Source organism: Pseudomonas sp. GL_135, assembly GCF_057834665.1.
Genome location: NZ_CM174408.1, coordinates 1728170 through 1754030 on the forward strand (window position 1 = coordinate 1728170; position 25861 = coordinate 1754030).

Consider the following 25861-nt stretch of genomic DNA (forward strand, 5'->3'; position numbering starts at 1 on the left):
TTAAACATCGCACAGGATGTGTTCGCGCCATCAAAGCCACTGCCAGAGGCTTAATGGATAAAAGGGGACGGACCCCTTTTTGCCCAGATAAGCGGACGTTTCAAACTTGATGGTGGGCCAGTCAATAAAACGCTGTATAGAGCGGATAACCAAGGGAACATTACCAGCTATGCTGTGTATGATTCGGCGGGAATGATTGTTAAGAGAGTTGAGGTTACTGGAGCCGCGCATGCGAATGTGCAAACACCGCATGTAATTGAGTACGGTAGAAATAAATTGCCGGACGGGACGATTAGAGTTCAATCGCCCTCGACAAAATTAGCACCAAGGCCGGCTAAATCTGACGAGATTTTATAATGAAAGTTAACACAATTCATCCCATGATCGGCTTGGTTCGTTATGACTCTTGGAAGTCCGAGTGGGCGAAAAAAGACGAGATTGATGAACTTTGCTATATAAGCAATAAGTGCAGCCCTGAGGGATAAAAGGGGACGGACCCCTTTTTATCTCGGCCTGGAACCAGTCAGGTCATTACCGTCTATCCTGTTAAATAGAGAAGTCTTATATGTTGTGTCCAAGGTGTGAACAGGGAGATATTGTCAGGGCTAAAATTATAGCCCATGACACTTCCTTGTTCGTATGTCAAGAGTGCGAGGCCTCATGGTTTTTATACGAAGACATTGGGGTTAGGGCCTTTTTCGACTATGGGACTTATATGGAAAGCCTTGGACTGAAACCACTATGGAGTGAGTTGAAAATTATTCCTGAGTAGGTGCAAAAGCACCTGCCCAGATCGACAGTCCGCCCGTGAAGAATGGATGTGGTAAAGGGGGCGGACCCCTTAATTCAAATAGGGGAGCTAGAGTGTTTGGGAGAATTTGTCTACAGTCGTCGAGAGTATGCCATGGAAGATTTGATTAGGTAGTATGGCGTGAACTAGAGATAAAAGGGGACGGCCCCCTTTTGTTGGAGGATTGACGGTGGGTATCTCAAAATTCGGATGTGCAGAGTTGAAGTTGTCACTTGATAAGCTAGGAACTGTAATCGACCTCACCAAAGAACTGCCAGCGCGATAAAAGGGGGCGGACCCCTTTTTACCCCGTGGGGGATTACGTTCCAGCTGCCGACGGTAGCCTTCAAAAGATCGCAAAAAAGGGGACGGACCCCTTATATCGAGGGTAATTGTTGGGATGGACGGGAAAGTTATTAATGCATTTCCGGTTCACGAGAGGTAGATAGTGGATATAAAATTCAGTGTGAATTCAGTTCCCTCGAAAGTGAGTGATGTTGATTTGGTCGCTCGCACAGAGGGAAGTGTCGAGTTCTCTTATGATGGAACATGCTTTTTGGTGCTCGATAACTGTTTGTTGGTTGAGCTGGGTATTGAGATCCATAGGTGGTTAAAAAACGCTCTGTCCCTAGAAGGCGAAAGTTTCTATTTTGTCTCGATGGATGAAGAGGAAGAACCGTTGCTGTCCCTATTCCCAGCCGCAGATCCGAGATATTATCATGTAACTTCCTGTTGGCTTCTTAACGATTTTGATGAGCTGATTCCAGTTTCAAGAGCGGTGGCGGGAGCAAAGGCGTACGTTGAAAGTTTGCAAAAAACCCTGCACGGCCAATACGGCTTGGACATTCGTCCAACATTAAAGCGTATTGTAGGGTATTAGGTATTAATGGGTAATAGGGAGGTTAGAGGGGGCAGACCCCTTATATCCGGACAGCGAGGCAAGCAAATGCCTGGGGAATAATAATTTTATTCCTGGTCGGAGCAGCATAAATAGCGTCATTGATCCATAGAAACTGTTGGATGGAGTCCATAATGGCAGCTATCCTGTCGTAGGTACGGGCTCTAGGGGGCAGCCGGTTGTGGATTTTGGGCGTCCAATCGGCGTTGATGGAACAACAGGATTGTCAACTAACTTTGGTACTATTCACTCAGGTAAGTCAGGCGCGCATATCGTCCCGACAAATCCCACAACAATAGGAGGTGGATCGTGAAAGCAATTCCTGACTGGCTTATTCTATGTGTATGGCGAGCGCTAATAGGCGAGATCTATCCGGCTATTCGAGCCATCGCTATTTCGATCTCAGAAAAAGATAGCTTAGTCATAAGGTACTACTTGGAAAGAGAACCAGTCGATTTTGATTATGAAAGTCTCGAGGTTGTTGCGACAAATGTTACGGCTCTGATTGGCGCTCATAGCATTCCCCATATAAAGATAGAGTGCGAGTATGCGAGCAAGCCAATAGGGGAGCTGGAGTGTTTGGGAGAATTTGTCTACAGTCGTCGAGAGTATGACATGGAAGATTTTATTAAGTAGCATGACCTGAACTAGAGATAAAAGGGGGCGGACCCCTTTCATTCCCAGTCCAAGGCTCGGTTTAACACGAGCGACGTCGGCGAAACACAAGCAATTATTCAGGAAGCTCTTCGTTTTCCCCCAATACAGTTGTCTTATCGAATGCGAATATACCGGGTACGTTTAGGATAGTCGCCGATCTTGGAAGGGAAATCGGAGTTAAAGGCCAAAAAGCAGTCATGGGAAAAAAGGGGACGGACCCCTTAATCTCCCCGTCCGGGTGCTAGCGGTCATTCAGGCGATGGAGCTGCGGCGATTCCTACCGACTGCGATAAATGGGGATGGACCCCTTATATCTACGACGCTGCGAAAAATAGTTGCGCCCAGCGATAGGCTTGTCATAAGTCTGTGAGACACATTCATTTTCTATAACTGTACAAAGAATGCACGTGCCGGTCTAACAGACAGGCATGTCGCTGCTGCACGCGAAGTAACAGAGTCGATTTCAGCTCGCGTGAACTCTCTAAGCGGGGCAGCGACAAGGTAGATAAATTACCAAGCCCTCAGCCTTTAGCATTAGGAAGGCCGGCCGATTTATTATGTGGGCAATAACCCCTCTAGGGCGGCGAGCTTAAAACCAAAATCTCCGCTGCGATCTCAGATGAGATGTCAACTAAACCCACAGGATGTCAACCAATGCGTCTGCTCCACAAACTAGCAACCCTGGCTCTCTTCACGCTCATCATCACCGGCTGCACCAACCAGAAATTCAAACCCGAATACCGCTCCCAGATTCACACCGTCAAAATCCTTCCAGTCGTCTGGTCCACCAAAGACATCACCTACATGGGCCGAGAGCAGGCATGGGGTGCGGCGCTGGGCGCAGGGGCGGGCGTGGCAGTGGGCGCGGCGACGAACGCCTCTCACTTGGCAACGGCCGCGATGAGCGGCGCCGGTTTTGCGGCGGGGTATAAAGCCGGTGACCTGGCGTCGATGTCGACCGTTGAGGCGATCATCTACAACCTCAACACCGCCAACATCGACCTTGGCGGCATGGTCAAGCAACGATTCGAAGAGCAATTGTCCCAGACCGGGCGTTTCAAGGTGGTTGGCGAAAATGACCCGGCGGACGCGGAGATTCTTCTAACCGTCAACAACTGGGGCTTTGCGTTGACGCAGGGTTTCAGCAGCGTGGTTTATCCGACCATCAATGTCACCGGTAGCCTGAAGCGCGGCGACCAGCTGATCTGGCAGCGAACCGAATACGTCACACCTTTCAACGGCGGCAACACGTTCGGCTATGAGCCCAAACGTTACCGCACGGAGCCGGAGCTTTTACGCACCGCGCTGGATGGCATCTCGAAAATCGTCGATGAGGCCATCGTGAAAGACCTGAACCTTTAACGGCCTGGAGGAGTGGCGGGTCTGAATAGCGGCGTTCCAGACAACTGTGGACCGCCGCCACCTCAGCTCGCGTGTAGGCAATTTCCCAGCACCAACGTTTAGCTTTCACGCAGTTCCTTCAGAACCGCCCGGCAGAGATTTCCTTCGCGGCGCTTCATTCTTTCGCTCCTTGTTCAGCTGCGTGCGGCGCTGGACAAACATCTCAATAGGAAGAGTGCGGAGTGGGTGATGAAGGGTAGCAAGACGCTGTTGTGGCTGGGGCTGGCTGCGTTTAGCGCCGAGGCGCTGGCCGAGGCGCAGACAACCCGCGAGGAGCAGTTCCAGCTGGAGGCGGTTGGGGTGAGTCTGGGTGTCGGTTTGCTGAATGGTCAGGCGCGGGAAAAAGTGTACGACGCTGACACCGGGCAGAAGGTCAGTCAGTTGAACTGGAGCATGAAGCAGGTGCCGACGTTGCATCTGGGTTTGAAATACCAACCGGTGCATTGGCTGTCCCTTGACCTGAACGGCTGGACGCGGGTGGGGAAGGGTGACGGGCACATGAAGGACTACGATTGGATCGACGAGGACCGCGCTGACTGGACTCACTATTCCGATCACCCGGACACCCAGGTCAGCAAAGCCTGGCAGGCCGATGTCGCCGCCACGGCCTGGGCGCTCAAGCGCGATGATCTGGCCCTGGGCATGATGCTCGGTTATCAGCGCAGCCAGTTCGGCTGGCAGGCGAGGGGCGGGCGTTATACCTATTCGTCGGACGAGGGATTCCGCGATGAGTCCGGAGAATTCCCAGCGGGGCAGAAAGGCATTTCCTATCAGCAGACTTACGACACGCCTTATGTGGGGCTGGTGGGTCTCTACCATTTCCGCAACTGGACGCTGGAAGGCAAATTCAAATACAGCCAGTGGGTCCGTGCGCGGGATCACGATCGGCATCATGTCACCGAGGTTACTTATGACGGGGATTATGGAAACAGCGGCCGTATGCAAAGTCTGGCGGTGGCGCTGAGTTACCGCGTGAGTCCGCAGCTTTCGTTGAGGGCAGGTGTGGATCATCAAGTGTACGCCGAGGCCAAGGGCAGCACGCTGATCAAGGACGCCCACACCGGCGAACGCTTCCGTATCGCGGGTGACGCGGGCAGCCAGTCCGCCAGGACGACGATGTCCACTCTGGCGCTCACTTACGCTTTCTGAGCCAAGCCGAAAGCCGTGCCCCGTCCCGTGCCGTTGGCGAGCCGTTTGGCACGGTTTGCGCCTGGATGGGAGTTTCACGATTGCGCTAGGGTACAGACAGTTAGTCCGCCCGATCACTTCCAGTGATAACGCGCCAATCAGCCCCCGTTGCTTAACAAAAGATAACGTCATGTCGATTGTCATACGTTTCCAAAGCTGACTAGGATGGGGTCGCTTCGGTACGGCCACGTCGCGTGCAGGCTAGAGCGTCTGCGCGGTTGAAACGGTCTTCCGAAGCACCCAATAAAAATAAAGAAAGGGGAAGCTCCATGCGTGAGCCCGTCATTCGGCGCACTCGGTTTGCGGTCATTCGGGACGATTTCAGCGCCCGGACGCTTTTCAAGAGCCTGCCTCTCCACGCTGCTCTGTCGTTGCTTATCTCCCCGATCTTCTGCGGCGCTGCGCTGGCTGTTGACAGCACGTCCGCCGCCGCACCCGTTGACACACCCGCCAACGCTGGCGATTCCGCCGTTTACGCCCTCGAATCCGCAAAAGCCTCCCGCAGTCTGCTGCTGGACGTGACCCATGCCGGCAAGCGCATGGTGGCCGTGGGGGATCGCGGGCACATTCTCTATTCCGACGATCAGGGCAAAACCTGGACCCAGGCCAAGGTGCCGACACGCCAGATGCTCACGGCGGTGTATTTCGTCGATGAGCAACACGGCTGGGCGGTGGGGCACGATGCGCAGATCCTTGCCAGCAGCGATGCCGGCGCCACTTGGACCAAACAGTTCGAAGACCTCAAGCGCGAAGCGCCGCTGCTGGATGTCTGGTTCAAGGACCTCACCACCGGGATTGCCGTCGGTGCTTATGGTGCGGTGCTGGAAACCACCGACGGCGGCCAGCACTGGGAAGACATCGGCGACCGGCTGGACAACGAAGACCAGTTCCACCTCAACGGCATTGCCTACGTGAAGGACGCCGGCCTGTTCGTGGTCGGGGAACAGGGCAGCATGTTTCGCTCCCCGGACGACGGCCAGACGTGGGAAAAGCTCGAAGGCCCTTACCAGGGCTCGCTGTTCGGCGCGGTAGCCACTGGGGAATCCAACACGCTTCTGGTGTACGGCCTGCGTGGCAATCTGTTCCGTTCCACCGATTTCGGCGCGACGTGGGAGCCCGTCCCGTTGCAGGGCGAGCGCGGCCCGCTGGAGTTCAGCATCGCCAATGCCTCGCTGATGCCCGACAACGCCATCGTGCTGGTCGGCAACGGCGGCAGCGTCATGCGCAGTACGGACGATGGCGAAAGCTTCACGGTTGCCAATCGCCCCGACCGGCTTTCCTTGTCCGGGGTGGCTGAGGACGATAAAGGCAATCTGGTTCTGGTGGGACAGGGCGGCGTTCGCGTCACCTCGCCGACGGGCGCTGACCGCGCTCAACAATAAGAACAAGCAGGCGAGGAACCGTTTCCATGAGCAACCTTCAACAGCATCACGACAAGCCGACGCGCCTGGAGCAGTTGATTTTCAACAACCGCAAGACGGTGATCGGCATCTGCCTGCTGGTCAGCGTCTTTCTGTTCTGGCAAGCGACGTTGGTGCGCCCGTCCACCAGCTTCGAAAAGATGATCCCTCTGGGTCATCCGTTCGTTCAGAACATGATGGAGCACCGCAACGACCTCGCGAACCTGGGCAACACCGTGCGTATCTCGGTGGAGGCCAAGCAGGGCGATATCTTCTCCAAGGAGTACATGGAGACCCTGCGGCAGATCAACGACGAGGTGTTCTACATTTCCGGTGTCGATCGCTCCGGGCTCAAGTCGTTGTGGAGCCCCAGCGTGCGCTGGACCGAGGTGACGGAGGAGGGCTTTGCCGGGGGCGAGGTGATTCCGCAGAGCTACGACGGCTCACAGCAGAGCCTCGACAAGCTGCGCAATAACGTTCTCAAGTCGGGGCAGGTCGGGCGTCTGGTGGCCAACAACTTCAAGTCGAGCATCGTCGATGTGCCGCTGCAGGAGTTCTACCCGGACCCCAACGACCAGAGCAAACTGCTGCCGCTGGATTACCGCCAGTTCTCCCACCAGCTCGAAGAAAAGATCCGCGACAAGTACGAAGCGCAGAACCCCAACGTCGAGATTCACATCGTCGGTTTCGCCAAGAAGGTCGGCGACCTGATCGACGGTCTGATCATGGTGGTGATGTTCTTCGGCATCGCGTTCCTGATTACCCTGGTCCTGCTGATGTGGTTCACCCGCTGCGCCCGCAGCACCATCGCGGTGTTGAGCACCACGTTGATCGCCGTGATCTGGCAGTTGGGCCTGATGCATGTGGTGGGTTTCGGGCTCGATCCCTATTCAATGCTCGTGCCGTTTCTGATCTTCGCCATCGGTATTTCCCACGGCGTGCAGAAGATCAATGGCATCGCTCTGCAATCCAGCGACGCCGACAGCGCCCTCACCGCAGCACGTCGCACGTTCCGCCAGTTGTTCCTGCCGGGGATGATCGCGATTCTTGCGGACGCCGTCGGCTTTATCACCTTGCTGATCATCGACATCGGCGTGATCCGCGAGCTGGCCATCGGCGCCTCCATCGGCGTGGCGGTGATCGTGTTCACTAACCTGATCCTCTTGCCGGTGGCGATTTCCTACGCCGGCATCAGCAAAAAAGCGGTGGTGCGCAGTAAAGAAGATGCCGTGCGTGAGCATCCATTCTGGCGTCTGCTGTCGAACTTCGCCGCGCCGAAAGTCGCCCGCGTGTCAGTGACGCTGGCTCTTGTAGCCTTGGTGGGCGGCCTCTGGTACGGCCATAACCTGAAGATCGGCGACCTCGACCAAGGCGCGCCGGAGTTGCGGCCGGACTCGCGCTACAACCAGGACAACAGTTTCATCATCAACAATTATTCGACCAGCTCCGACGTGCTGGTGGTGATGGTCAAGACGCCACCCGAGGGGTGTTCGGCGTACCAGACGCTGTCGGCGATGAACGAGCTGTCGTGGAAGATGGAGAACACGCCGGGGGTGCAATCGGCGATTTCGCTGGTGACCGTGTCCAAGCAGGTCATCAAGGGGATGAACGAGGGCAACTTGAAATGGGAGTCGCTGTCGCGCAATAAGGACGTGCTCAACAGTTCGATCTCCCGCGCTGACGGTTTGTACAACAACACCTGTTCCCTGGCGCCGTTGCTGATTTTCCTCAACGACCACAAGGCGGAAACCCTCGATCGGGCCGTGCATGCCGTGCAGGCGTTCGCTCAGCAGAACGACAAGGACGGCCTGGAGTTTCTGCTGGCGGCGGGTAATGCCGGGATCGAGGCGGCGACCAACGAAGTCATCAAGCAGGCTGAACTGACCATTCTGATTCTGGTGTACGTGTGCGTGGCAGTGATGTGCATGATCACCTTCCGTTCATGGGCGGCGACGCTGTGCATCGTGCTGCCGCTGGTGCTGACGTCGGTGCTGGGTAACGCATTGATGGCGTTCATGGGCATAGGCGTGAAAGTCGCGACGCTGCCGGTGGTGGCGCTCGGGGTGGGGATCGGGGTCGATTACGGGATTTACATCTACAGCCGACTGGAGAGTTTCCTGCGGTCGGGGCTGCCGTTGCAGGAAGCGTATTACCAGACGCTGAAATCCACGGGCAAAGCGGTGTTGTTCACCGGCCTGTGCCTGGCGATCGGGGTGTGCACCTGGATTTTCTCGGCCATCAAGTTCCAGGCGGACATGGGCCTAATGCTGACCTTCATGCTGCTGTGGAACATGTTCGGCGCCCTGTGGCTGTTGCCGGCGCTGGCGCGGTTCCTGATCAAACCGGAGAAGATGGCGGGCAAGGTCGGGAATTCGCTGTTTTCCCATTGACGCACGCAGAGATCTTGTAGGACCGGCTTCAGCCGGGAAGAGGCCGGTAGGGTCATCCCAATGTTTGCGGTGTGACACCGACGCTTTCCCGGCTAAAGCCGGTCCTACATTCGAGTACGCCGGAAGCTCACTGGATGCATGCGGTGCCTTAGTAGGACCGGCTTCAGCCAGGAAGGGGCCGGTAGGGTCATCCCACTATTTGCGGCGTGAACACCGACGCTTTCCCGGCTAAAGCCGGTCCCACATTCGAGTACGCCGGAAGCATCACTGGATGCACGCGGTGCCCTAGTAGGACCGGCTTCAGCCGGGAAGAGGCCGGTAGGGTCATCCCAATATTTGCGGTGTGACCACCGACGCTTTCCCGGCTAAAGCCAGTCCTACATTCGGCACGCCGGAAGCTCACTGGATGCACGCGGTGCGCTAGTAGGACCGGCTTCAGCCGGGAAGAGGCCGGTAGGGTCATCCCACTATTTGCGGCGTGACCACCGACGCCTTCCCGGCTAAAGCCGGTCCTACATCCGAGCACGCCGGAAGCTCACTGGATGCACGCGGTGCCCTAGTAGAACCGGCTTCAGCCGGGAAGAGGCCGGTCGGGTCATCCCAATATTTGCGGCGTGACCACCGACGCTTTCCCGGCTAAAGCCGGTCCCACATTCGAGTACGCCGGAAGCTCACTGGATGCATGCGGTGCCCTAGTAGGACCGGCGTCAGCCGGGAAGAGGCCGGTCGGGTCATCCCAATATTTGCGGTGTGACCACCGACGCTTTCCCGGCTAAAGCCAGTCCTACATTCGAGCACGCCGGAAGCTCACTGGATGCACGCGGTGCCCTAGTAGGACCGGCTTCAGCCGGGAAGAGGCTGGTAGGGTCATCCCAATATTTGCGGTGTGACCACCGACGCTTTCCCGGCTAAAGCCAGTCCTACATTCGGCACGCCGGAAGCTCACTGGATGCACGTGGTGCCCTAGTAGGACCGGCTTCAGCCGGGAAGAGGCCGGTTTGACCGCCATCAATTTAGCGGTGTGATCACCGACGCCTTCCCGGCTAAAGCCAGTCCTACCAGAAGCACGCTGTCCCACATCCGCGCTCACTCAGTTATAAACAAAAAACCCACGCCCGGTCTTGCGGCCCAGATACCCCGCCGCGACCATTTCCTTGAGCAGCGGAGCAGGGCGGTATTTGCTGTCGTTGAAGCCTTCGTGGAACGCTTCGACAATCGCCAGCAAGGTGTCCAGCCCGATCAGGTCAGCCAGCGCCAGCGGGCCGATGGGCTGGTTGCAGCCCAGTCGCATGCCGTCGTCGATGTCCTGAGCGGTGGCCAGGTCTTCCTGCAACACCAGAATCGCTTCGTTGATCATCGGCACCAGAATCCGGTTGACCACAAAACCCGGGCGGTTGCCGGCAGTGATCGCGGTCTTGTTTAACCGCTCGGCCAGCTTGATCGCCGCGATGTGGGTGGTGTCCGCCGTCTGCAGACCGCGAATGACCTCGATCAGGCTCATCATCGGCACGGGGTTGAAGAAGTGCAGCCCAATGAATCGATCCGGGTGTTCGACGCTGGCCGCCAGTTGGGTGATCGACAGCGACGAGGTGTTCGAGGCGATCACGCAGTCGCGGTCGACATGGCTGGCGATCTGCTTGAGCAGGCGCAGCTTCAGCTCAAGGTTCTCGGTCGCCGCCTCGATCACCAGTTGCGCGCCATTCAACTGGCCGTAATCAGTGGTGACGCCGATGCGCCCCAGCGCGGCTTCGGCAAGCTCGGCGGTCACCGTCTGTTTGGTCACCTGCCGCTCGAGGTTCTTGCGCACCGTCGCCATGCCGCGTTCCAGTGCCGTGTCGGAAATGTCCAGCAGGGTCACGTCGAAACCAGCCACGGCGCAGACCTGCGCGATGCCGTTGCCCATGGTGCCAGCGCCGATTACAGCGATGTGTTGCATGCTCATCGACAAGCCTCCTTACACACGTTCAAAGATGACGGCGATGCCCTGGCCGCCGCCGATGCACATGGTCACCAGCGCATAGCGGCCTTGAATCCGGTGCAGTTCGTGAATCGCCTTGGTGGCGATGATCGCCCCCGTCGCGCCCACCGGATGGCCGAGGGAGATGCCCGAGCCGTTCGGGTTGACCTTGGCCGGATCAAAGCCTAGCTCACGGGCAACGGCGCAGGCCTGGGCGGCAAACGCTTCGTTGGATTCGATAACGTCCAGGTCCGCCACGGTCAGGCCGGCACGTTCCAGCACTTTGCGGCTGGCAGGGATCGGCCCCAGGCCCATCATCGACGGATCAACCCCGGCATGGGCATACGCCACCAGACGCGCCATCGGCGTGAGGCCGTGCTCGCGGACCATGTCGCCATTGGCCATAACCAGCGCCGCCGCGCCGTCGTTCAGGCCGGACGCGTTGCCGGCCGTAACGGTGCCGTCCTTTTTGAACGCGGTTTTCATCTTGTCCAGCTGTTCGGCGGTCACGTCGCCGCGGACGTGCTCGTCCTGGGCGAAGGTCACGGAGCCTTTGCGCGTGGCGATCTCGATCGGCACGATCTGGCCCTCGAAACGCCCTTCGGCGATGGCGTGGGCGGCGCGCTGCTGGCTGGTCAGCGCCAGTGCGTCCTGATCGGCGCGGGTGATGCCGTAATGCTCGGCGATGTTCTCGGCGGTGATGCCCATGTGAATATTGGCGAACGGGTCGTGCAACGCGCCGAGCATGTAGTCGTACGCCTGGACGTTACCCATGCGCGCGCCCCAACGGGCCTGGGGCATGATGTACGCGCCACGGCTCATGGATTCGGCGCCACCGGCCAGCACGGCCTGGGCGTCGCCGAGCATCAGCGATTGCGCCGCCGAGACGATGGCTTGCAGGCCCGAACCGCACAGGCGGTTGACGTTCATGGCAGGCGTTTCTTTGGTCAGGCCGGCGTCGAGGGCGATGACCCGGGAAAGATAGGCGTCGCGCACCTCGGTGGGGATCACGTGGCCCATGACCACATGGCCGATGTGCTCCGGTGCGATCCCGGATTTCGCCAGCGCGGCGCGGCTGACCTGGGTGCCCAGTTCGATGGGGGAGACATCCTTGAGGGAACCGCCGAATCCACCGATGGCGGTACGCAGTGCGCTGACGACGAAAACTTCGGGTGTGCTCATGGCGACTCCTGACACGTATTGGAATTGTGGGGGCTGCACCGCGAAACGGGATTTCGGCCGGTGCTGACTGCGGGCAAGTCTAGATCGGCGTTCGGGACGGGCCTATGCCGAAACTGTCCAGATGGGCTGGCGTTCTTTACCATCAGCGCCTGATCCGTGGTGCACCATTGAAAAAGGGAAAAGCGGTCATGCGGGAAAAGGATTCAGTGTCGATCTACTTCGTCCAGTTGATCGTCCATGCGCTGCGCGACCAGCCGCTGCGTTTGCAGTCGGTTTTGCAGGCGGCGGAAATCGACATGGCGCTGCTCGACGACCCCACGGCGCGGGTCTCGGCCAGTGCGTTTGCGGCGTTGTGGCTGATTCAGATCAGGGAACTGGGCGACGAGTTTTTCGGCCTCGACTCCCACGGCATGCCCTTGGGCAGCTTCGCCCTGATATGCCGGGGGTTGATTCAGGAACCCAACCTGGAAAAGGCCCTGCGCCAGTGCCTGAGCAATTTCGGCCTGTTCCTGCGCGACTTTCGCGGCAGCCTCATCATTCGTGGCCCTCGCGCGCTGCTCGCGGTGGACACCACGACGGACGATCCGGTCCGGCAGCGCTTCGGTGAAGAGACGTTTCTGCTGCTGATGATCAGCCTGCTGTGCTGGCTCGGCGGGCGCCGCATCAGCATCGACCGCGCGCAGTTTCGCCAGCGCCGTCAGCGCCTCAGCGACGATTCTCTGTTGTGGGGGTTCAACCTGAGTTTTGGTGAGCAGCGCACCGAGATCGAGTTTTCCAGCCACTGCCTGCGTCTGCCGGTGGTGCAGTCTTTGCCGTCGCTCAAATCATTTTTGCGCACCGCGCCGCAGTGGCTGGTCATCCGCTACCGCAACCAGCGCGGGCTGGCGGCGCAAGTCTATCACCGCCTGCGCAACAGCCATTACGGACACTGGCCGACGCTGCTGGAAATGGCCGACGAGCTGAAGCTCAGCGCCACCACGTTCCGCCGTCGGCTGGAGCGTGAGGGCTGCGCGTTTCAAGGGATCAAGGACGACGTGCGGCGCGGCATCGCCCAGCAGAAGCTGCGCGACACCGAACTGAGCGTGGTCGAGATCGCGTCACTGGTGGGGTTTCAAGAGCCCAGCGCGTTCCACCGGGCGTTCAAGAAATGGACAGGGGAAAGCCCGGGGGCGTATCGGTCGCGCACGCCGTCCTCTCTTTGAGGTGCATGCCCTAGCACTTGGCGTGACTGCCCTCAGGTGCCTCAATGTCCATCACGGCAGCCAGGCCGTGCGCCATGCCTCAATGCCTCCGTCGTCCAGCATCCAGTCGCTCAGCACTTTACTCCGCAGCTGATCGCCAATCCTCGCCGCCGTAGACAGATCATGCAGGTGCGCGCGGATCGCGTCGATCCAGGCCTGATCAGTATTGGCAACCCGCGTTACCGGCAAGTCGCCCTGATAGGCACGGACATCGCTGCAAATGACCGGATAACCACACGCGCCGTATTCAATCAGCGGCAGGTTGCCACGGGCTTCATTGAAGGGATTCTGCTCCAGCGGAACGAGCGCAAGGTCCAGGTCCAGGCTGGCCAGGGCGCTTGCCTTGCGTAGCAGCGAGGGGCTGCCATGTATCTCGAAGCCGCTGGGGCGTATTGACTCCGGACAGGTGCCGACGAAAATCCACTCAATCTCATCGGTGAGCACCTGAACCACGTTGTTCAGCAGATGCACATCGGTGTCGCAGAGGATGCCGACGCGCGGCTTGAACCCACGATTGCGACGTGGGTGCAGGTTGCCCCACAGGTCCACTGGAAGTCGCGCGGGAATGACCCTCAGATCTCCATGGAATCCGGAAAAAAGGTCGGCTAGATGAGGAGTGGCCACGATGAACCTGTCCGCGAAACTCCCCACCCGCTCCATCGCGTTGCTCAGGTCGGTCGGTAGACGGCCGTGATCAGGATGATGGGCGGGGAGGCTGAACACATCAATGTCCAGGTCGAATATTTTGAATGCCGAGGAAAATGCAGAGGCGTGTCGCATATCGTCCAGCCGTAGTTCATCCAGATGCCGTTGATAGACGATAACGTCCGGGTTGTAGCGCTGCAGGTCCACCACCCCCAGCGGTGTCGGCAGGGCGAAACCGTCGACCGCCGCCGCCTCCATCAACGCCTTGAGCGGATCAAGAACTCTTTGATGGCCGGATTCACCGGCGTCAGCCGGGTGCACCAGCACCCTTGGCAGCGGGCGCCAGGCCATCGGTTGCCATGTCAGCGCGGTAATCGGCTCAAGATCGAAGCCATTACCACTCAGCGAAAGATTGGGGTTGTATGCAGGGTCGCGCGCCAACAACGGTAGCCACTTGGCGTACATCGCGTCGCGTTCCCCGGCAAAACGCACTTCTTTTTTCTTCCTCTCAAAGCTCAAGTCCGCCGTCTGGCTGACCGATCCTTCATGCAGCAACAGTGCATGGGGTGTCCACACCACGAGGTAGCCCTGGCGACCCACTTTCAGACACAGATCAACGTCGTTGTAGGAGACTTTGAAAGCCTCCTCGTCCATGCCTGATACCTCGTCATAGATGGACTTGCGCACCATTAGGCAGGCGGCGGTCACCGCGCTTAAATCCTGATCCAGCCAGCGCCGTTGCATGTACCCGGGGGACGTAGCGGATTCGCCGGAAAACGGATGTTCGGCCGGGCCTCGCAGTCCGAGAATGACACCCGCGTGCTGGATCGTCGCGTTGGGATAGAGCAGCTTGCTGCCGACGATACCCACTTCCGGACGCTGGGCATGGTTCAGCAGCTTGTCCAGCCAGTCCTCGCGCAGAACGGCGATATCGTTGTTCATCAACACCAGATAGTCGCCGCGTGCCTCAGCGGCCGCCATGTTGTTCATCGCCGAGAAGTTAAACGCCAGCGGGTAACGCAGCACGCGTACCTTCTGACCGCCGATGGCCTCCATATTAGCAAGCCACTCCAGCGCTTCCGGGGTCTGGCTGTCGTTGTCAACGATGATGATTTCGTAATGCTGATACGCCGTTTTTTCCAGCACGGTTTCGATGCAGCGCTGCAGCATCGGCAACTGATCCCGAGTGGGCACGATGATCGACACCAGCGGCCGGCTCTGATGCCCGTATTGCACGTGGTAGTGCCGGGCAGGTGCTTCAATGACGTCGGCATGCAGATAGTTTCGTGCTAGCAGATGGCGCTTGAGTGTTCTGACTTCGTCGCTGTTCTGCGCCAGCATCGGTGCGCTGCACGCCAGCAGAGGTTCATCGATGTGGCCGATTGCGCCAATGCCGTTCTGCTCGATCAGGCGCAGGATCAGGTCGAACTCCAGGGCCTGGCTGAACGCCGGATCGAAGCCTCCGACGTCCAGCGCCAGCTCACGCTTGAACAGCCAGTGGGTGGCCATGCTGACGGGAAAGCTCAGCAGCAGATCGAGATTCAAGTCCGGCCGCATGGCGATACCGCGGACATCATCGGCGTGATGGATCTCATCGAAATAGACCATCTGGCACTGGCTGTGTTGCGCCAGCTCCAGCTCCAGGCGCAGGGTGCCGCTGGCTTGCCACTCGTCGCCAGCGTGCAAAATGATGAACCATTCGCTGCCGTCATTGCGTAACAGCGCATTGATTTGCAGCGCGATGTCACTCGCCGCCAACTGCCATTCGATGTCCGGCGGGACATCCTGTGGACGTTGTGAAGCGCTCAAGACCACAGTCCGCCGCGTAACGGCCTGGGCCTGCCACACCCCCAGGCTTTCAAGGGTCAGCCGCACCTGGTCTGGCCTATCCAATCGGTCCAGTACGATCACTGTAAGACTGCTGCTGTTGCTCAATTCGGCTCGGCGCGCGGCGATCAAGCGTTCTTGCACAGGGGACAAAGCCCGCGCCTGCAACCATTCGGTCAGCGGTCGTGTGTGCAGATTGGCCTTGTGATCGACCACGGCGCGTTGGGTCAACTCGATGAAGTAATCGAGCTGTTGCCAGAACGTGTCCTCGATTTCGAGCCAGCGCAGCCGTGCCTGAAGCAGCGATGCACGGGCGCGCTCAAGGCCTCCCGGCTCGTAGTGCATGGCCGCACCGGCGTCGCCGAAGTGCTCGGTGAAGGGCAGGGTGTCGATGTGCCCGCCCTGCAAATAGATCACCGGACATCCACACAGCATCGCCTCGGTGCAGGTCGCAGAAATCTCGTACGAGTAGAGCACTGCTGCCGTCTTGAAAATCTCCGCCAACTGGGCAAGGGTCTTGGGTTTGCTCAGGGAGAGGATTTCGATGTCGGCAGGAAGGCTCGAGAAGTCGACATCGCGAATGAGATGGCGGTGCAGGTAAAGATAGGACTTTGTTCGCTCTACCGGCTCCTTGGGCGGCGAGAACAGTTCCGAGTCGATCACCGGCAGCGTCAGCATGTTGGTGTTGAGACTTTCGTCGCGGAAATCATGGGCGTAGTGGAAGAACAGGTCGTTTCTGCCCGCCTGCAGACCATTACCCGTCAGAAAACCCTCGCGGTTGAGGATATAGCGCACCACGACGGGCCCCGACAAGGGGTTGCCCGAGACCACTTCGGGATAGACGACGATGGGCGTGCGGCCCAGGTCCTGATGGCATTTGATGAGTTCTTCGCTGAGCGACGGCGTACGCAGTGCCGGGTTTTTCACATCGCACAGCGCCACATACGCCTCGTGACCGGCAATGTTCAGCGCATGGCAGAGGTAGTGCATCACGCAGATGCCCGATGAGGTTTCCCGGTAGTCGGGCGCGTAAATGTAATAAGGCGCCGGGAGCTTGCCGTGCAGGTTGCGGTTGATCATGCGCGTCACTCCGCTGCGGTGCTGCGTTCGCAGACGACAAACACGCTGGCGCACAACTCGGGGTAATGCATCCCAAGGGCGTAGCAGCCATCCATGAACGCCTCATCCACCAAACCGCTCTCCAATGCCTTGTCCAGCTGGAAGTTGGCCAACGGTTTGAAGAACACGCCACCTCGGTGCCGGACCGACCATCCTGCCTGGCGCACTTCATGGTCAAGGGTGTCCAGGGAGTAGGTGATGCGGTGTCCATGCAGGCGCTCGCCCTCGGTCACCGCACTGTTGTGCTCGATCAGGCCCATCTTCACGGCAATCTGGCGCGAGGGCGCGTTGGCGTTTGGCACGGCGATAAACAGCCGACCGCCTGGCTTTAACCACTGGGCGATGCGCTGTAGCACGGCGGTCCGATCGTCGAGATGCTCCAGCGTGTGGATCAGAAATATGTTCTCGAATCGCGGCTCCACCGTGGCCGTCTCGAAGGTGCTGCAGACGAAGGCGACCTGTTCGCCGACGCGCTGGCGGGTAACGCCGATCAGATCACTGGCCGCTTCGATGACCGTCAGGTCATGGAAGCGCTCGCTGAAGATTTGCGTGAATTCACCCTCGAAACAACCCAGTTCCAGTGCAGGACCTTCGGTCAACCACGGCGAAAAGCTCTCCATCATGTAGCGGCGCAGGCGGGCATCGAAGTCATAGAAATAACTGCGATGGGCGTTGTTCTGAAATTCCTGGTTGTAATCGCGGTTGGCCATGGTCTATCCCTGGTTTTTTCGGTAAAAGCGCTGGTCTTCAGGCTGATACCACTCGTGAAGGGTGGAGGGGGTTCGGGCGAACCAGCCGAGCAGTTGCTGAAGGTCCGGCGATTGCTGCTCGCAAAAGGCGGAGCCCAGCGCTCGGCAATAGTCGAACTGCGGCTTGAGGTTGCTGCGGGTAAACGTCAGGGTCAGGCAGCGACGTGGCCCCGACGTACGGTTGACCCCGGCGGCGTGCCATATCCGCGAGTCGAACAGATAGATCGAGCCTGCTGTACCCAGCGCCTTGCTGGCGTGCGCCTCGAACTGATTGTCGTCCGGCTTTTGCGGCGATTGGTGTGAGCCAGCCAGAAACAGGGTGGCGCCGTTCTGCGCCGTGAAGTCGTCGAGCAGTACCATAATCTGCGCCATCTGCATCGATTCTGCCGACCATGAGCGCACATCGCGGTGCACGTTGCGCACGTAGGCATTGGTGCTGTTCAGGTTGTTCAGCCCACCAAATGAATTGAGGATCACCTCGCCGCCGAGCATGTTGCGCAGCAGCTCGGTGACCCCCCATTCGCCAAACCGGGCCAGCAGGGCGATGAAACCGGTGTCGGCCTGCAGGATGTGGTGAGCGGTCTGCTCGGTGCGCTGAACGATGGCGTTCTGCACCTGCACACTGCGGCAGCGTTCGATGGCCTGCGCCAGGTCTTCGCGCAAACGCACGACCTCGCTGGCGGCCATCAGATCCGGCAGACAGACGTACCCGTCTGCGCAGAGGTTTTGCCAGGCCTCGTCATTCATGAATCACCGTCCCGGGCCGCCATCCACGCCCGGTAGTCGGCTGCTGTCACACCCAGCAGGTGACGATCCCAGCGCTGGCCTTTGCGAAAGTACCACTGGCGCTGCGTACCCTCGATCACCCAGGGCGCTTTGCCAGTGTAGGTGGCCAGCGACGCCTGGTTGTACTCGATGATCGTCGTGGACAACCGCTCAAGGCCGAGTTCGTCGAACGCGTAGCGCATCACGGTGGCGATCACCTCACGGCCATAACCCTGACCGCGCAGGTGCTCGAAACCGATCATCATGCCGTGTTCCGCGGTGCGGTTTTTCCAGTCGATGTCGACCAGGTTTGCCGTGCCAATCAGACCGTGCTCGGACGTTTCTATGCCAAAGCGCTGATTCAGCGTGTCGCTTTTAAGACGTCCCAGCCACTCGCGCTGAGCCTCCCGGGAGGTCGGAAAATGCCAGCCGCCCAGCATCGCCCATAGGGCCTCATCGTTGGACCAGACGTGCAGTCGCTCCAGGTCATCTGCTTCCAGGGCCCGCAAGGTGATTCGTGTGCCACGGATACTCATGATGTTCTCGCCTGAAGAATAAGGTTCGCCAGCCGCGCGATGTCAGAAGCGCCGTAACGCTGATCGACAGGGAGGGGCAGAAGCCGGCGGGTCATGTCTTGCTCCAGTGTCGGTGCACTGCTGTCCGCGAGCACGTCGCGCCAATAACAGGGCACGTATATCCGCTGTTTGAGCAGCGCTGCGCTGACCTTTTCTGCTTCCTGAACATCCTTGAGCAGCAGGGGATAGCACAGCGCAGCAGTTGGCGTGAGATCAAGCGCTTTGAACGTGTTGAGGGCGCCCAGAGCGCCGTGCAGTTGAGAGTAGTTGGCCCGGCGTCGACGGCCGATCTCATCGTAGTCAATGCTGTTGAGCAGTCGCGTGGTGATTGCGGACATGCCGCGCATGCCCTCTGTTCCAAGCGCCTCCTCGGTGTTCTGGAAGTCGGCGTAATGGGCTTCCGGCCCATTGGCCAGACGCCCGAGCAGGGCATCGAAGCGGTTGGCAGAATTGCCCGGCGGCAGTTGTTCGAGATCGCAGGGCCCGTTCACCCGCCAGCCTCCATCCGGCACGCCCACAAATTTGCGCGGCGAATACAGCGTGGGGATGCCGTCAACCGGCGCGCAAAACAGCGCCTGCGAATTGTCGACGATCAACGCACCTCCATACTGCCCCGCCAGGGTGTCGCGGATGTAAGCATCCTTGAGGCCGAAATAATTGACATACAGGAAGACCTCGCGAGGTCCGAGAGCCGGCAGGGCTGCAGGTTCGAGCAGATCATTCATGCCGTAGCGCACGACTTCAACGTCAACCGCCCGGGCAGCATCGGGCATCACTGAACAGATGAAATGCGGTATCCAGACCCTGCGTGCCTGTTGCGCCAGCAGCAGCGCCTGGAAAGCCGAACGCGCCAGGTTGTAGGCGCGCGCGTGCGGATAGGGATGCTGGCCTCGGCGAAGCTCCAGCTCGAAAAAGCCCCCCATCGCCTCAACCACGCACAATCTCCCCGCGCTTGACCAAGGCGCTGAGGGTTTTCAGGTCGTTGAACATGAAGGCATCCAACACCGACAGTGCCGGCACGAAGGGCTGGTTCAGCTGGAGGTAAGGCTCAAGGTCCGGCTTGAGAAGGTCCAGCCCATAGCCTGCGGCCGCAAACGCTGCGCTGTCGTACAAGGCACCGCCGGCGAAAGGGTTCAGATAGCGGGTTCCGCCGATCGCGCTGATGACTTCGATCACGCGGTCCTGCCCACGCGACTGTGAAGCGGGTGACCACTCGCTCGCGCGCACGATCGGGGTATGAATGCGCAACAGGCTGCAGCAGGAGCGCAGCGCCAGCTCGTTGAACTCGGCGATGTTGTGCGCCGGCAACTTCAGCAGCGCTTCGAGCCAAGTCAGCGTGCGCTCAGCGTGGGGTGCCTTGCGGTACGCAAACGCGAGGCGGCTCATGATGGCGTCGATATCAAAGTGTGGCGAAATCTGGCGTTGATTGATCAACTGCGAGTGACTGCCCTTTGCCAGCGCCAAACCAAACCACTTCGGCTCGCCCTCCAGCAGGTAACGGTTGCGCTCGATCCAGCCGTTCTTGATGAACTGCACGTTGTCGTACAGCACGAAACAGTCGCTCGCGGCGATCAGCTGAAAGTAGCCCAGGTAAGGAAGAAAGTACGGTTGCATCAGGGCCACACGGCCCTGATCCAGAAGTGCATGGTCGTTGGACCGCTGATCAAGCCCGGCAGGGCTGCGGGTAGGGGCGATGAGCACGGGTTGCATCGGTCAGGCCCCGCGCGCGCTGAGCAGGATGTCGATAATGGAGTCCTGCTGCTCATCCGTCAGGTCCGGGTAGATCGGCAGGCACAACACGCGGCTGGAAATCAGGTGGGCATGGGTGAGCTTCGCAGCGTCCGAACTGGGCAAGCTGCGGTACATCGGGAACTCTGTGATCAACGGGTAGAAATAACGCCGCACCAGCACATCGCGCGCACGATAGCGGTTGTACATTTCGTCGCGGTTCACGCCGAACCGAGAACCGTCTATGAAAATCGGGCAATAGGCATAGTTCCAGTCCACGCCAGCGGGCTGTTCCAGCAAGGTGATGCCGGGCACGTCTGCCAGCGCCCTGGCGTAGCGATCAAACAGACGCTTGCGCGCCTGCAGCGCAGAATCGATGTGGCGCAATTGGAGCATGCCGAACGCTGCCTGAATCTCGTTCATCTTGCCGTTGATGCCCGGCGCCATGATCGTAACTTCGTCGGCAAAACCGAAGTTCTTCAGGTAATCGATGCGCTGCTTGGTCTTCCTGTCGTGGCAGATGATCGCGCCGCCTTCGAAGGTGTTGAACACCTTGGTGGCATGGAAACTGAGGACCGAAAGGTCACCATGGTTCAGGACGCTGGTGCCATTGTGCTGAACACCGAATGCGTGGGCAGCGTCATAGATGACCTTCAACCCGTAGGTGTCGGCGATTTTTTGAATGGCGTCGACGTCACAGGGAATCCCGTAGCAATGAACCGGAAGGATGGCCGTGGTCGCCGGCGTGATCGCTTCTTCGATGCGCTTGGGGTCCAGGTTGTTGGTCAGCGGGTCGATGTCGACAAACACTGGCTTAAGGCTGTTCCACAATAACGAGTGGGCCGTGGCGACGAAGGAATACGGCGTGGTGATCACCTCGCCGGTGACGCGCAGCGCCTGGAGCGCGGTGACCAGCGCCAGGGTGCCATTGGAAAACAGGCAGACATGCTCGACGCCCAAGTGCTCGGCCAGTGCGGCTTCCAGCTGTTCATGGAAAGGGCCACCGTTGGTGAGACGCTTGCTGGCCCAGATCTCCTCCAGAAACGGCATGAACTCTTCCAGCGGAGGAAGCAGCGGACTCGTGACAGGAATTGAATTCGACATGGACACCAAGGCTCATGGGCGGTTGAAAGCCCCACGACCCGAGGAGGCATCGAAGTGGGGGGGCATAGGGCCCTTTCAGACAGTGCCGAGAAAATGACGTCTGAAGGCGGCTTGCAGCTTGAATAGCAAAAATTCGGCCAATACCTGTCGAATCGGCCGCCGAGACGTGGCGGGGACCTGCCCCAAGGGTGCAAGACGCGGGATTGACAGTCGTCGGGACCGCGGCCCCGGCAGCACCTTGCTACAGGGTTCAAGCTCGCCGCTTGATATTCCGAACGCCCGACGCTTACTTTGTACGCCTTGCCGCCCTGCGGCCTGCCCAACGAAAAAGGATTTGAGTCATGAGTAGCGATGACCACCATTCACTCGCGCAGCGACTGATGGGCATTGATGAAATTGAATGCGTCACGCCGGATCTGAATGGCGTGCCGCGAGGGAAGGTGATGACCGGCGAGGGGTTTCTCGAAGGCCGTCGGTTGCAGCTGGCGCGGGGCGTGCTGCTGCAATGCATCATGGGCGGCTATCCGCCGTCGAAATTCTATGGCAGTGACGATGGCGACCTGGCCCTGATCGCTGACCCGCAGCAGACCCATCGTCTGCCGTGGAGCGACGAGCCCCGCGCCCTCGCGATCTGCGACGCCGACGAGCTCGACGGCCAACCGTCGCCGCTGTCCACCCGCGGTCAGCTCAAATCGGTCATCGCCCGTTATGCCCGGCATGGCTGGTCGCCGGTGGTGGCCACCGAACTGGAATTCTTTGTCTTCGCGGCCAATCCCGATCCGAGCCAGCCGTTCCAGCCGCCGATCGGGCTGGACGGTCGGCGCGAGGACGGCCAGTCGGCGTTCAGCATCAGCTCCAACAACGGCCTGCGACCCTTCTTCAAGGAAATCTATGCCTGCATGGCCGCGCTGGGCCTGCCCCGCGACACCGTCATGCACGAGATGGGCGTCAGCCAGTTCGAGATCAACCTGCTGCACGGCGATCCGCTGTTGCTGGCCGACCAGACCTTCCTCTTCAAGCACATGCTCAAGGAAGTCGCGCTCAAGCATGGCCTGATGGTGGTGTGCATGGCCAAACCGCTGGCGCACACCCCCGGCAGTTCCATGCACATTCACCAGAGCGTGGTCGAGACCAGCACCGGCCAGAACATCTTCAGCGACGATCAGGGCGAGGCCACTGATCGCTTTCATCACTTCATCGGCGGGCAGCAGGCGGCGATGGCTGACTTCACCGCGTTGTTCGCGCCCAACGTCAATTCCTATCAGCGCCTGTGCCATCCCTTCGCTTCACCGAATAACGCCTGCTGGTCCCACGACAACCGCGCGGCGGGTCTGCGCATTCCGGCCAGCGCACCGGTCGCCCGTCGGGTCGAGAACCGTCTGCCCGGCGCCGACGCCAACCCGTATCTGGCCATCGCCGCCAGCCTGGCTGCGGGGCTTCACGGTATCGAGCACAGGCTGGAACCGTCGCCACCGATTCAAGGTGAGTTCGTTGTGCCCGATAATCTGTCGTTGCCATGTACCTTGCACGCTGCTCTGGAACGTCTGACTCGCAGCTCGCTGGCCAAGGAACTGTTTGGTGCCGAATTCATCGAAGGCTACGTCGCGTCGAAGACCCTGGAACTGACCAGCTTCTTCAACGAAATTACCCCCTGGGAGCGCCGCGTTCTGGCCGCTCAGGCTTAAGAATCGCTGTTCGGAAATCCTCTGAAATCGAGGGTTTCCGTCTTTTGGAAAGCTATGCGCCAAATCTGGAAGTCCTTTCGAGCGCTGTATTTTGCCTCGCTGATGATGTTGATCGGCTCGGGCCTGCTCAGCACCTACCTGGCCTTGCGTCTGGCCGCCGATCAGGTCGATGGCCTGTGGGTCGGTGCGTTGATGGCGGCGAACTATGTCGGTCTGGCCCTGGGCGGCAAGATCGGCCACCGGCTGATCGGCCGAATAGGGCACATCCGTGCGTACGCCACCTGCGCCGGCATTGTCGGCGCGGCGGTCTTGGGCCACGGGCTGTTCGATTACCTGCCGGCGTGGATCTTCCTGCGGATGATTGTCGGCCTGGGCATGATGTGCCAGTACATGGTCATCGAGAGCTGGCTCAACGAGCAGGCCTCGCCCAAGCAGCGCGGCACGGTGTTTAGCCTCTACATGATCGCGTCGTACCTGGGGCTGGTGCTCGGCCAGCTGATTCTGGTCATCCACCCGCAACTGGGCCCTGAACTGCTGATGCTCGTGGCGATGTGCTTCGCCCTCTGCCTCGTGCCGGTGGCCATGACCCGCAGCATTCACCCGGCGCCGATGCACCCGGCACCGCTGGAGCCGCTGTTCTTCATGCGCCGGGTGCCGCAATCCCTGACCACGGTGTTAAGCGCCGGCATGATCATCGGCTCGTTCTACGGCCTGGCCCCGCTGTATGCCGCGCAACAGGGGCTGTCGACTGAGCATGTCGGCCTGTTCATGGCCAGTTGCATCGGCGCGGGCCTTATCGTCCAAGGCCCGCTGGGCAAGCTGTCGGACCGCTACGACCGTGCCTGCCTGATCCGCGGCGTGGCCGGCTTGCTGGTGCTGGCCTCGCTGCCGCTGGCGATCCTCCCGGATGTGCCGATGGAGCTGCTGCTGGCGGTGGGCTTCCTGGCGTCCCTGCTGCAGTTTTCGCTGTATCCGCTGGCGGTGGCGTTCTCCAACGACCACGTTGAAGGCGAACGCCGCGTCTCCCTGACGGCCATGTTGCTGATGACCTACGGCGTCGGCGCCAGTATCGGCCCGCTGGTGTCCGGCGTGCTGATGAAGATGTTCGGCAGCAACATGCTCTACGCCTTCGTCTGCTTGGTGGCGCTGGTGCTGGTGCTGCGTATCCGTCCGAAAGCCGTCACCAACCTGCACCAGGTCGAAGACGCCCCGCTGCATCACGTGGCCATGCCCGACAGCATGTCGAGCTCGCCGCTGGTGGTCGCCCTTGACCCGCGGGTTGATGAGCAAGTGGTGCAGGATCAGATGCAGGACGTTGAGCCTGAGGTTTCGTCGGATGTGGCGCCGGATGTGGCGGCTGAATCTGAAGTGCAGCCAGAGATGGTGGAGCGGGTTGTGGCGTCGGGTGAGGGCGTTGTGCGGCCGGTGGCGATAATGGACGAGGAAGTGGCTGCTGAACCTGGTGCGGTTGGGCCGGAGGAGACGACTGAAGTGCGGCGGGATGTCGGGGTGGATCGGCCGTTGTGATGGGGGCTGGGCGGATTGGGTATACCCCCGCCGCACCGCAAACCTCTAGGAGCGACCAGGGTGGCGCTCCACCTGGCTCGCGAAGACGGAGTATCAGTGACATGGATTTCGCCTGACACGACGCATTCGCGAGCAAGCTCACTCCTGCAATTCCGGTGTTTCACCTGAGTCTCGTGCACTCAGAGCTACAGTGGGACGATGGCGGCTGTGCGAGGGGAGGCAGGGTAATTGCGGCAACCCGCCAGCACGCCATGGAGCGCACCGGCCGGGTTACCGCCAACGATCAAAAATCGTCGTCTTTGTCGAAGCGTCGCGCTTCGCGCTGCAGTTGATAGACCAGGCGCTCAACCTGACGCTGCACCAGGCCACTCATGTTGTGGAAGCGTACGCCGGCAAACGTGGTGTTGATCCTTTCTTCGAAGTGCAGGTAGCGCAGTTCAACGGGTGTGGTCATGTTGCCGAAGGGCAGGGAGGCGATAAAGCGCTCATAGACCTGACCCAGCTGCATGCGCTCGGAAACATCGCCTTCGAAGCGCAGCTTGCACCCGGTCGCGGAGATGTCCAGCAGCTTGCCGCGCAACGGGGATTTAAGCCGTTCGCCACCGATCTCGACATCAATCAGGGAAGCCAGCTTAAGGGCCGCGCGAAAGGCATTGCGGCGCTGGTGATAGACGACTTCTTCAGGCAGCGGGCCGCGATAACTGCGCGGCTCTTCGATCACCGTCAGCCGGGCTTTGCTTTCCCAAGCGATGCGCACACCATCGTGAAAGCCCTCGACCCGGAACGGCTCACCGCTGGCCAGGAAACGCTCGCCGTCACGGGGGATCATCTCGTCGAAAATGACTTGATTGGTGTCGCGGTTGACATCGATCACGTAGCTCTGAAAACGCTGGGTGCGTTCGTGGAACGTGATGATCAACGGGTCATGGCTTTCCATCAGCAGCCGCAGATTGGCAGCGATTTCCAGCGGGGTGGTCAGTACCTTCGGGGGCTGCGGAACATCTTCCGCGCTTGAGGCATTCACGGTCTATCC

The 25861-nt window shown here is 59.7% G+C and carries 21 protein-coding genes; 11 read left to right on the forward strand and 10 right to left on the reverse strand.

What is annotated here, in order from left to right; genetic code table 11:
- Positions 1-87: 87 nt before the first annotated feature.
- The 8 genes from AC3ISG_RS07890 (at position 88) to AC3ISG_RS07925 (ending at position 8724) form a co-directional block, all read left to right on the forward strand.
- A complete protein-coding gene (locus tag AC3ISG_RS07890; protein WP_489299473.1) occupies positions 88-357 on the forward strand; it encodes a polymorphic toxin type 24 domain-containing protein in 270 nt (89 codons plus the stop codon).
- Positions 358-1238: 881 nt separating this feature from the next.
- Positions 1239-1670 carry a DUF7878 domain-containing protein gene (locus tag AC3ISG_RS07895; RefSeq protein WP_489298922.1) on the forward strand — a complete coding sequence of 144 codons (432 nt, stop codon included), beginning with the start codon at positions 1239-1241 and terminating at the stop codon, positions 1668-1670.
- Between the two features lie 136 nt (positions 1671-1806).
- Positions 1807-2001, forward strand: coding sequence for a polymorphic toxin type 50 domain-containing protein (locus tag AC3ISG_RS07900; protein ID WP_489298923.1), 195 nt, complete (start codon positions 1807-1809; stop codon positions 1999-2001).
- Positions 1998-2324, forward strand: coding sequence for a MafI2 family immunity protein (locus tag AC3ISG_RS07905; protein WP_489298924.1), 327 nt, complete (start codon positions 1998-2000; stop codon positions 2322-2324). Before AC3ISG_RS07900 ends, AC3ISG_RS07905 begins: the two co-directional genes overlap by 4 nt.
- A 675-nt stretch (positions 2325-2999) precedes the next feature.
- Positions 3000-3707 (forward strand): hypothetical protein, encoded by a 708-nt coding sequence (locus tag AC3ISG_RS07910; RefSeq protein ID WP_489298925.1) that lies wholly within the window; start codon positions 3000-3002, stop codon positions 3705-3707.
- Positions 3708-3935: 228 nt separating this feature from the next.
- Positions 3936-4895: an omptin family outer membrane protease gene (locus AC3ISG_RS07915; protein ID WP_489298926.1), complete on the forward strand. Its 960-nt coding sequence runs from the start codon at positions 3936-3938 to the stop codon at positions 4893-4895.
- A 308-nt stretch (positions 4896-5203) separates the two neighbouring features.
- On the forward strand, positions 5204-6316 hold the full coding sequence (locus tag AC3ISG_RS07920) for a WD40/YVTN/BNR-like repeat-containing protein (protein WP_489298927.1): 1113 nt from the start codon (positions 5204-5206) through the stop codon (positions 6314-6316).
- 26 nt (positions 6317-6342) lie between these two features.
- Positions 6343-8724 carry an efflux RND transporter permease subunit gene (locus AC3ISG_RS07925; RefSeq protein ID WP_489298928.1) on the forward strand — a complete coding sequence of 794 codons (2382 nt, stop codon included), beginning with the start codon at positions 6343-6345 and terminating at the stop codon, positions 8722-8724.
- A 1090-nt stretch (positions 8725-9814) separates the two neighbouring features.
- On the opposite strand, the gene AC3ISG_RS07930 is transcribed toward AC3ISG_RS07925, so the two are convergent.
- Positions 9815-10666 carry a 3-hydroxybutyryl-CoA dehydrogenase gene (locus AC3ISG_RS07930; RefSeq protein ID WP_489298929.1) on the reverse strand — a complete coding sequence of 284 codons (852 nt, stop codon included), beginning with the start codon at positions 10664-10666 and terminating at the stop codon, positions 9815-9817.
- A gap of 12 nt (positions 10667-10678) precedes the next feature.
- Complete coding sequence (locus tag AC3ISG_RS07935) at positions 10679-11863, reverse strand: acetyl-CoA C-acyltransferase family protein (RefSeq protein ID WP_489298931.1); 1185 nt, start codon at positions 11861-11863, stop codon at positions 10679-10681.
- A 188-nt stretch (positions 11864-12051) separates the two neighbouring features.
- On the opposite strand from AC3ISG_RS07935, the gene AC3ISG_RS07940 reads away from it, so the two are divergent.
- The gene (locus AC3ISG_RS07940) at positions 12052-13065 is read left to right on the forward strand and encodes an AraC family transcriptional regulator (RefSeq protein ID WP_489298932.1); all 1014 of its coding nucleotides are present in this window, start codon (positions 12052-12054) and stop codon (positions 13063-13065) included.
- 51 nt (positions 13066-13116) lie between these two features.
- Here AC3ISG_RS07940 and AC3ISG_RS07945 read toward each other — a convergent pair whose 3' ends face one another.
- Genes AC3ISG_RS07945 through vioA form a run of 7 tightly spaced genes read right to left on the reverse strand, consistent with a single transcriptional unit; the run spans position 13117 to position 21616 of the window.
- On the reverse strand, positions 13117-16656 hold the full coding sequence (locus AC3ISG_RS07945; RefSeq protein WP_489298933.1) for a glycosyltransferase: 3540 nt from the start codon (positions 16654-16656) through the stop codon (positions 13117-13119).
- Positions 16657-16661: 5 nt separating this feature from the next.
- Positions 16662-17405: a class I SAM-dependent methyltransferase gene (locus AC3ISG_RS07950; RefSeq protein WP_122534833.1), complete on the reverse strand. Its 744-nt coding sequence runs from the start codon at positions 17403-17405 to the stop codon at positions 16662-16664.
- Positions 17406-17408: 3 nt separating this feature from the next.
- Positions 17409-18191, reverse strand: a complete 783-nt coding sequence (locus AC3ISG_RS07955) for a phytanoyl-CoA dioxygenase family protein (protein ID WP_489298934.1) — start codon at positions 18189-18191, stop codon at positions 17409-17411.
- Complete coding sequence (locus AC3ISG_RS07960) at positions 18188-18745, reverse strand: GNAT family N-acetyltransferase (RefSeq protein ID WP_172612891.1); 558 nt, start codon at positions 18743-18745, stop codon at positions 18188-18190. The genes AC3ISG_RS07955 and AC3ISG_RS07960 overlap by 4 nt, the downstream gene beginning before the upstream one ends.
- A complete protein-coding gene (locus tag AC3ISG_RS07965) occupies positions 18742-19719 on the reverse strand; it encodes a hypothetical protein (protein WP_489298935.1) in 978 nt (325 codons plus the stop codon). Before AC3ISG_RS07965 ends, AC3ISG_RS07960 begins: the two co-directional genes overlap by 4 nt.
- Complete coding sequence (locus AC3ISG_RS07970) at positions 19712-20485, reverse strand: WbqC family protein (RefSeq protein ID WP_489298936.1); 774 nt, start codon at positions 20483-20485, stop codon at positions 19712-19714. Before AC3ISG_RS07970 ends, AC3ISG_RS07965 begins: the two co-directional genes overlap by 8 nt.
- A 12-nt stretch (positions 20486-20497) precedes the next feature.
- Positions 20498-21616, reverse strand: coding sequence for a dTDP-4-amino-4,6-dideoxy-D-glucose aminotransferase VioA (gene vioA, locus AC3ISG_RS07975; protein WP_272634219.1), 1119 nt, complete (start codon positions 21614-21616; stop codon positions 20498-20500).
- A gap of 443 nt (positions 21617-22059) precedes the next feature.
- Here vioA and AC3ISG_RS07980 point away from each other — a divergent pair, with 443 nt between their 5' ends.
- Both AC3ISG_RS07980 and AC3ISG_RS07985 read left to right on the forward strand, forming a co-directional pair.
- Positions 22060-23301, forward strand: coding sequence for a glutamine synthetase family protein (locus AC3ISG_RS07980; RefSeq protein WP_489299474.1), 1242 nt, complete (start codon positions 22060-22062; stop codon positions 23299-23301).
- 54 nt (positions 23302-23355) lie between these two features.
- Positions 23356-24828: an MFS transporter gene (locus AC3ISG_RS07985; protein ID WP_489298937.1), complete on the forward strand. Its 1473-nt coding sequence runs from the start codon at positions 23356-23358 to the stop codon at positions 24826-24828.
- A gap of 283 nt (positions 24829-25111) precedes the next feature.
- Here AC3ISG_RS07985 and AC3ISG_RS07990 read toward each other — a convergent pair whose 3' ends face one another.
- Complete coding sequence (locus AC3ISG_RS07990) at positions 25112-25852, reverse strand: flagellar brake protein (RefSeq protein WP_122534840.1); 741 nt, start codon at positions 25850-25852, stop codon at positions 25112-25114.
- Positions 25853-25861 lie beyond the last annotated feature (9 nt).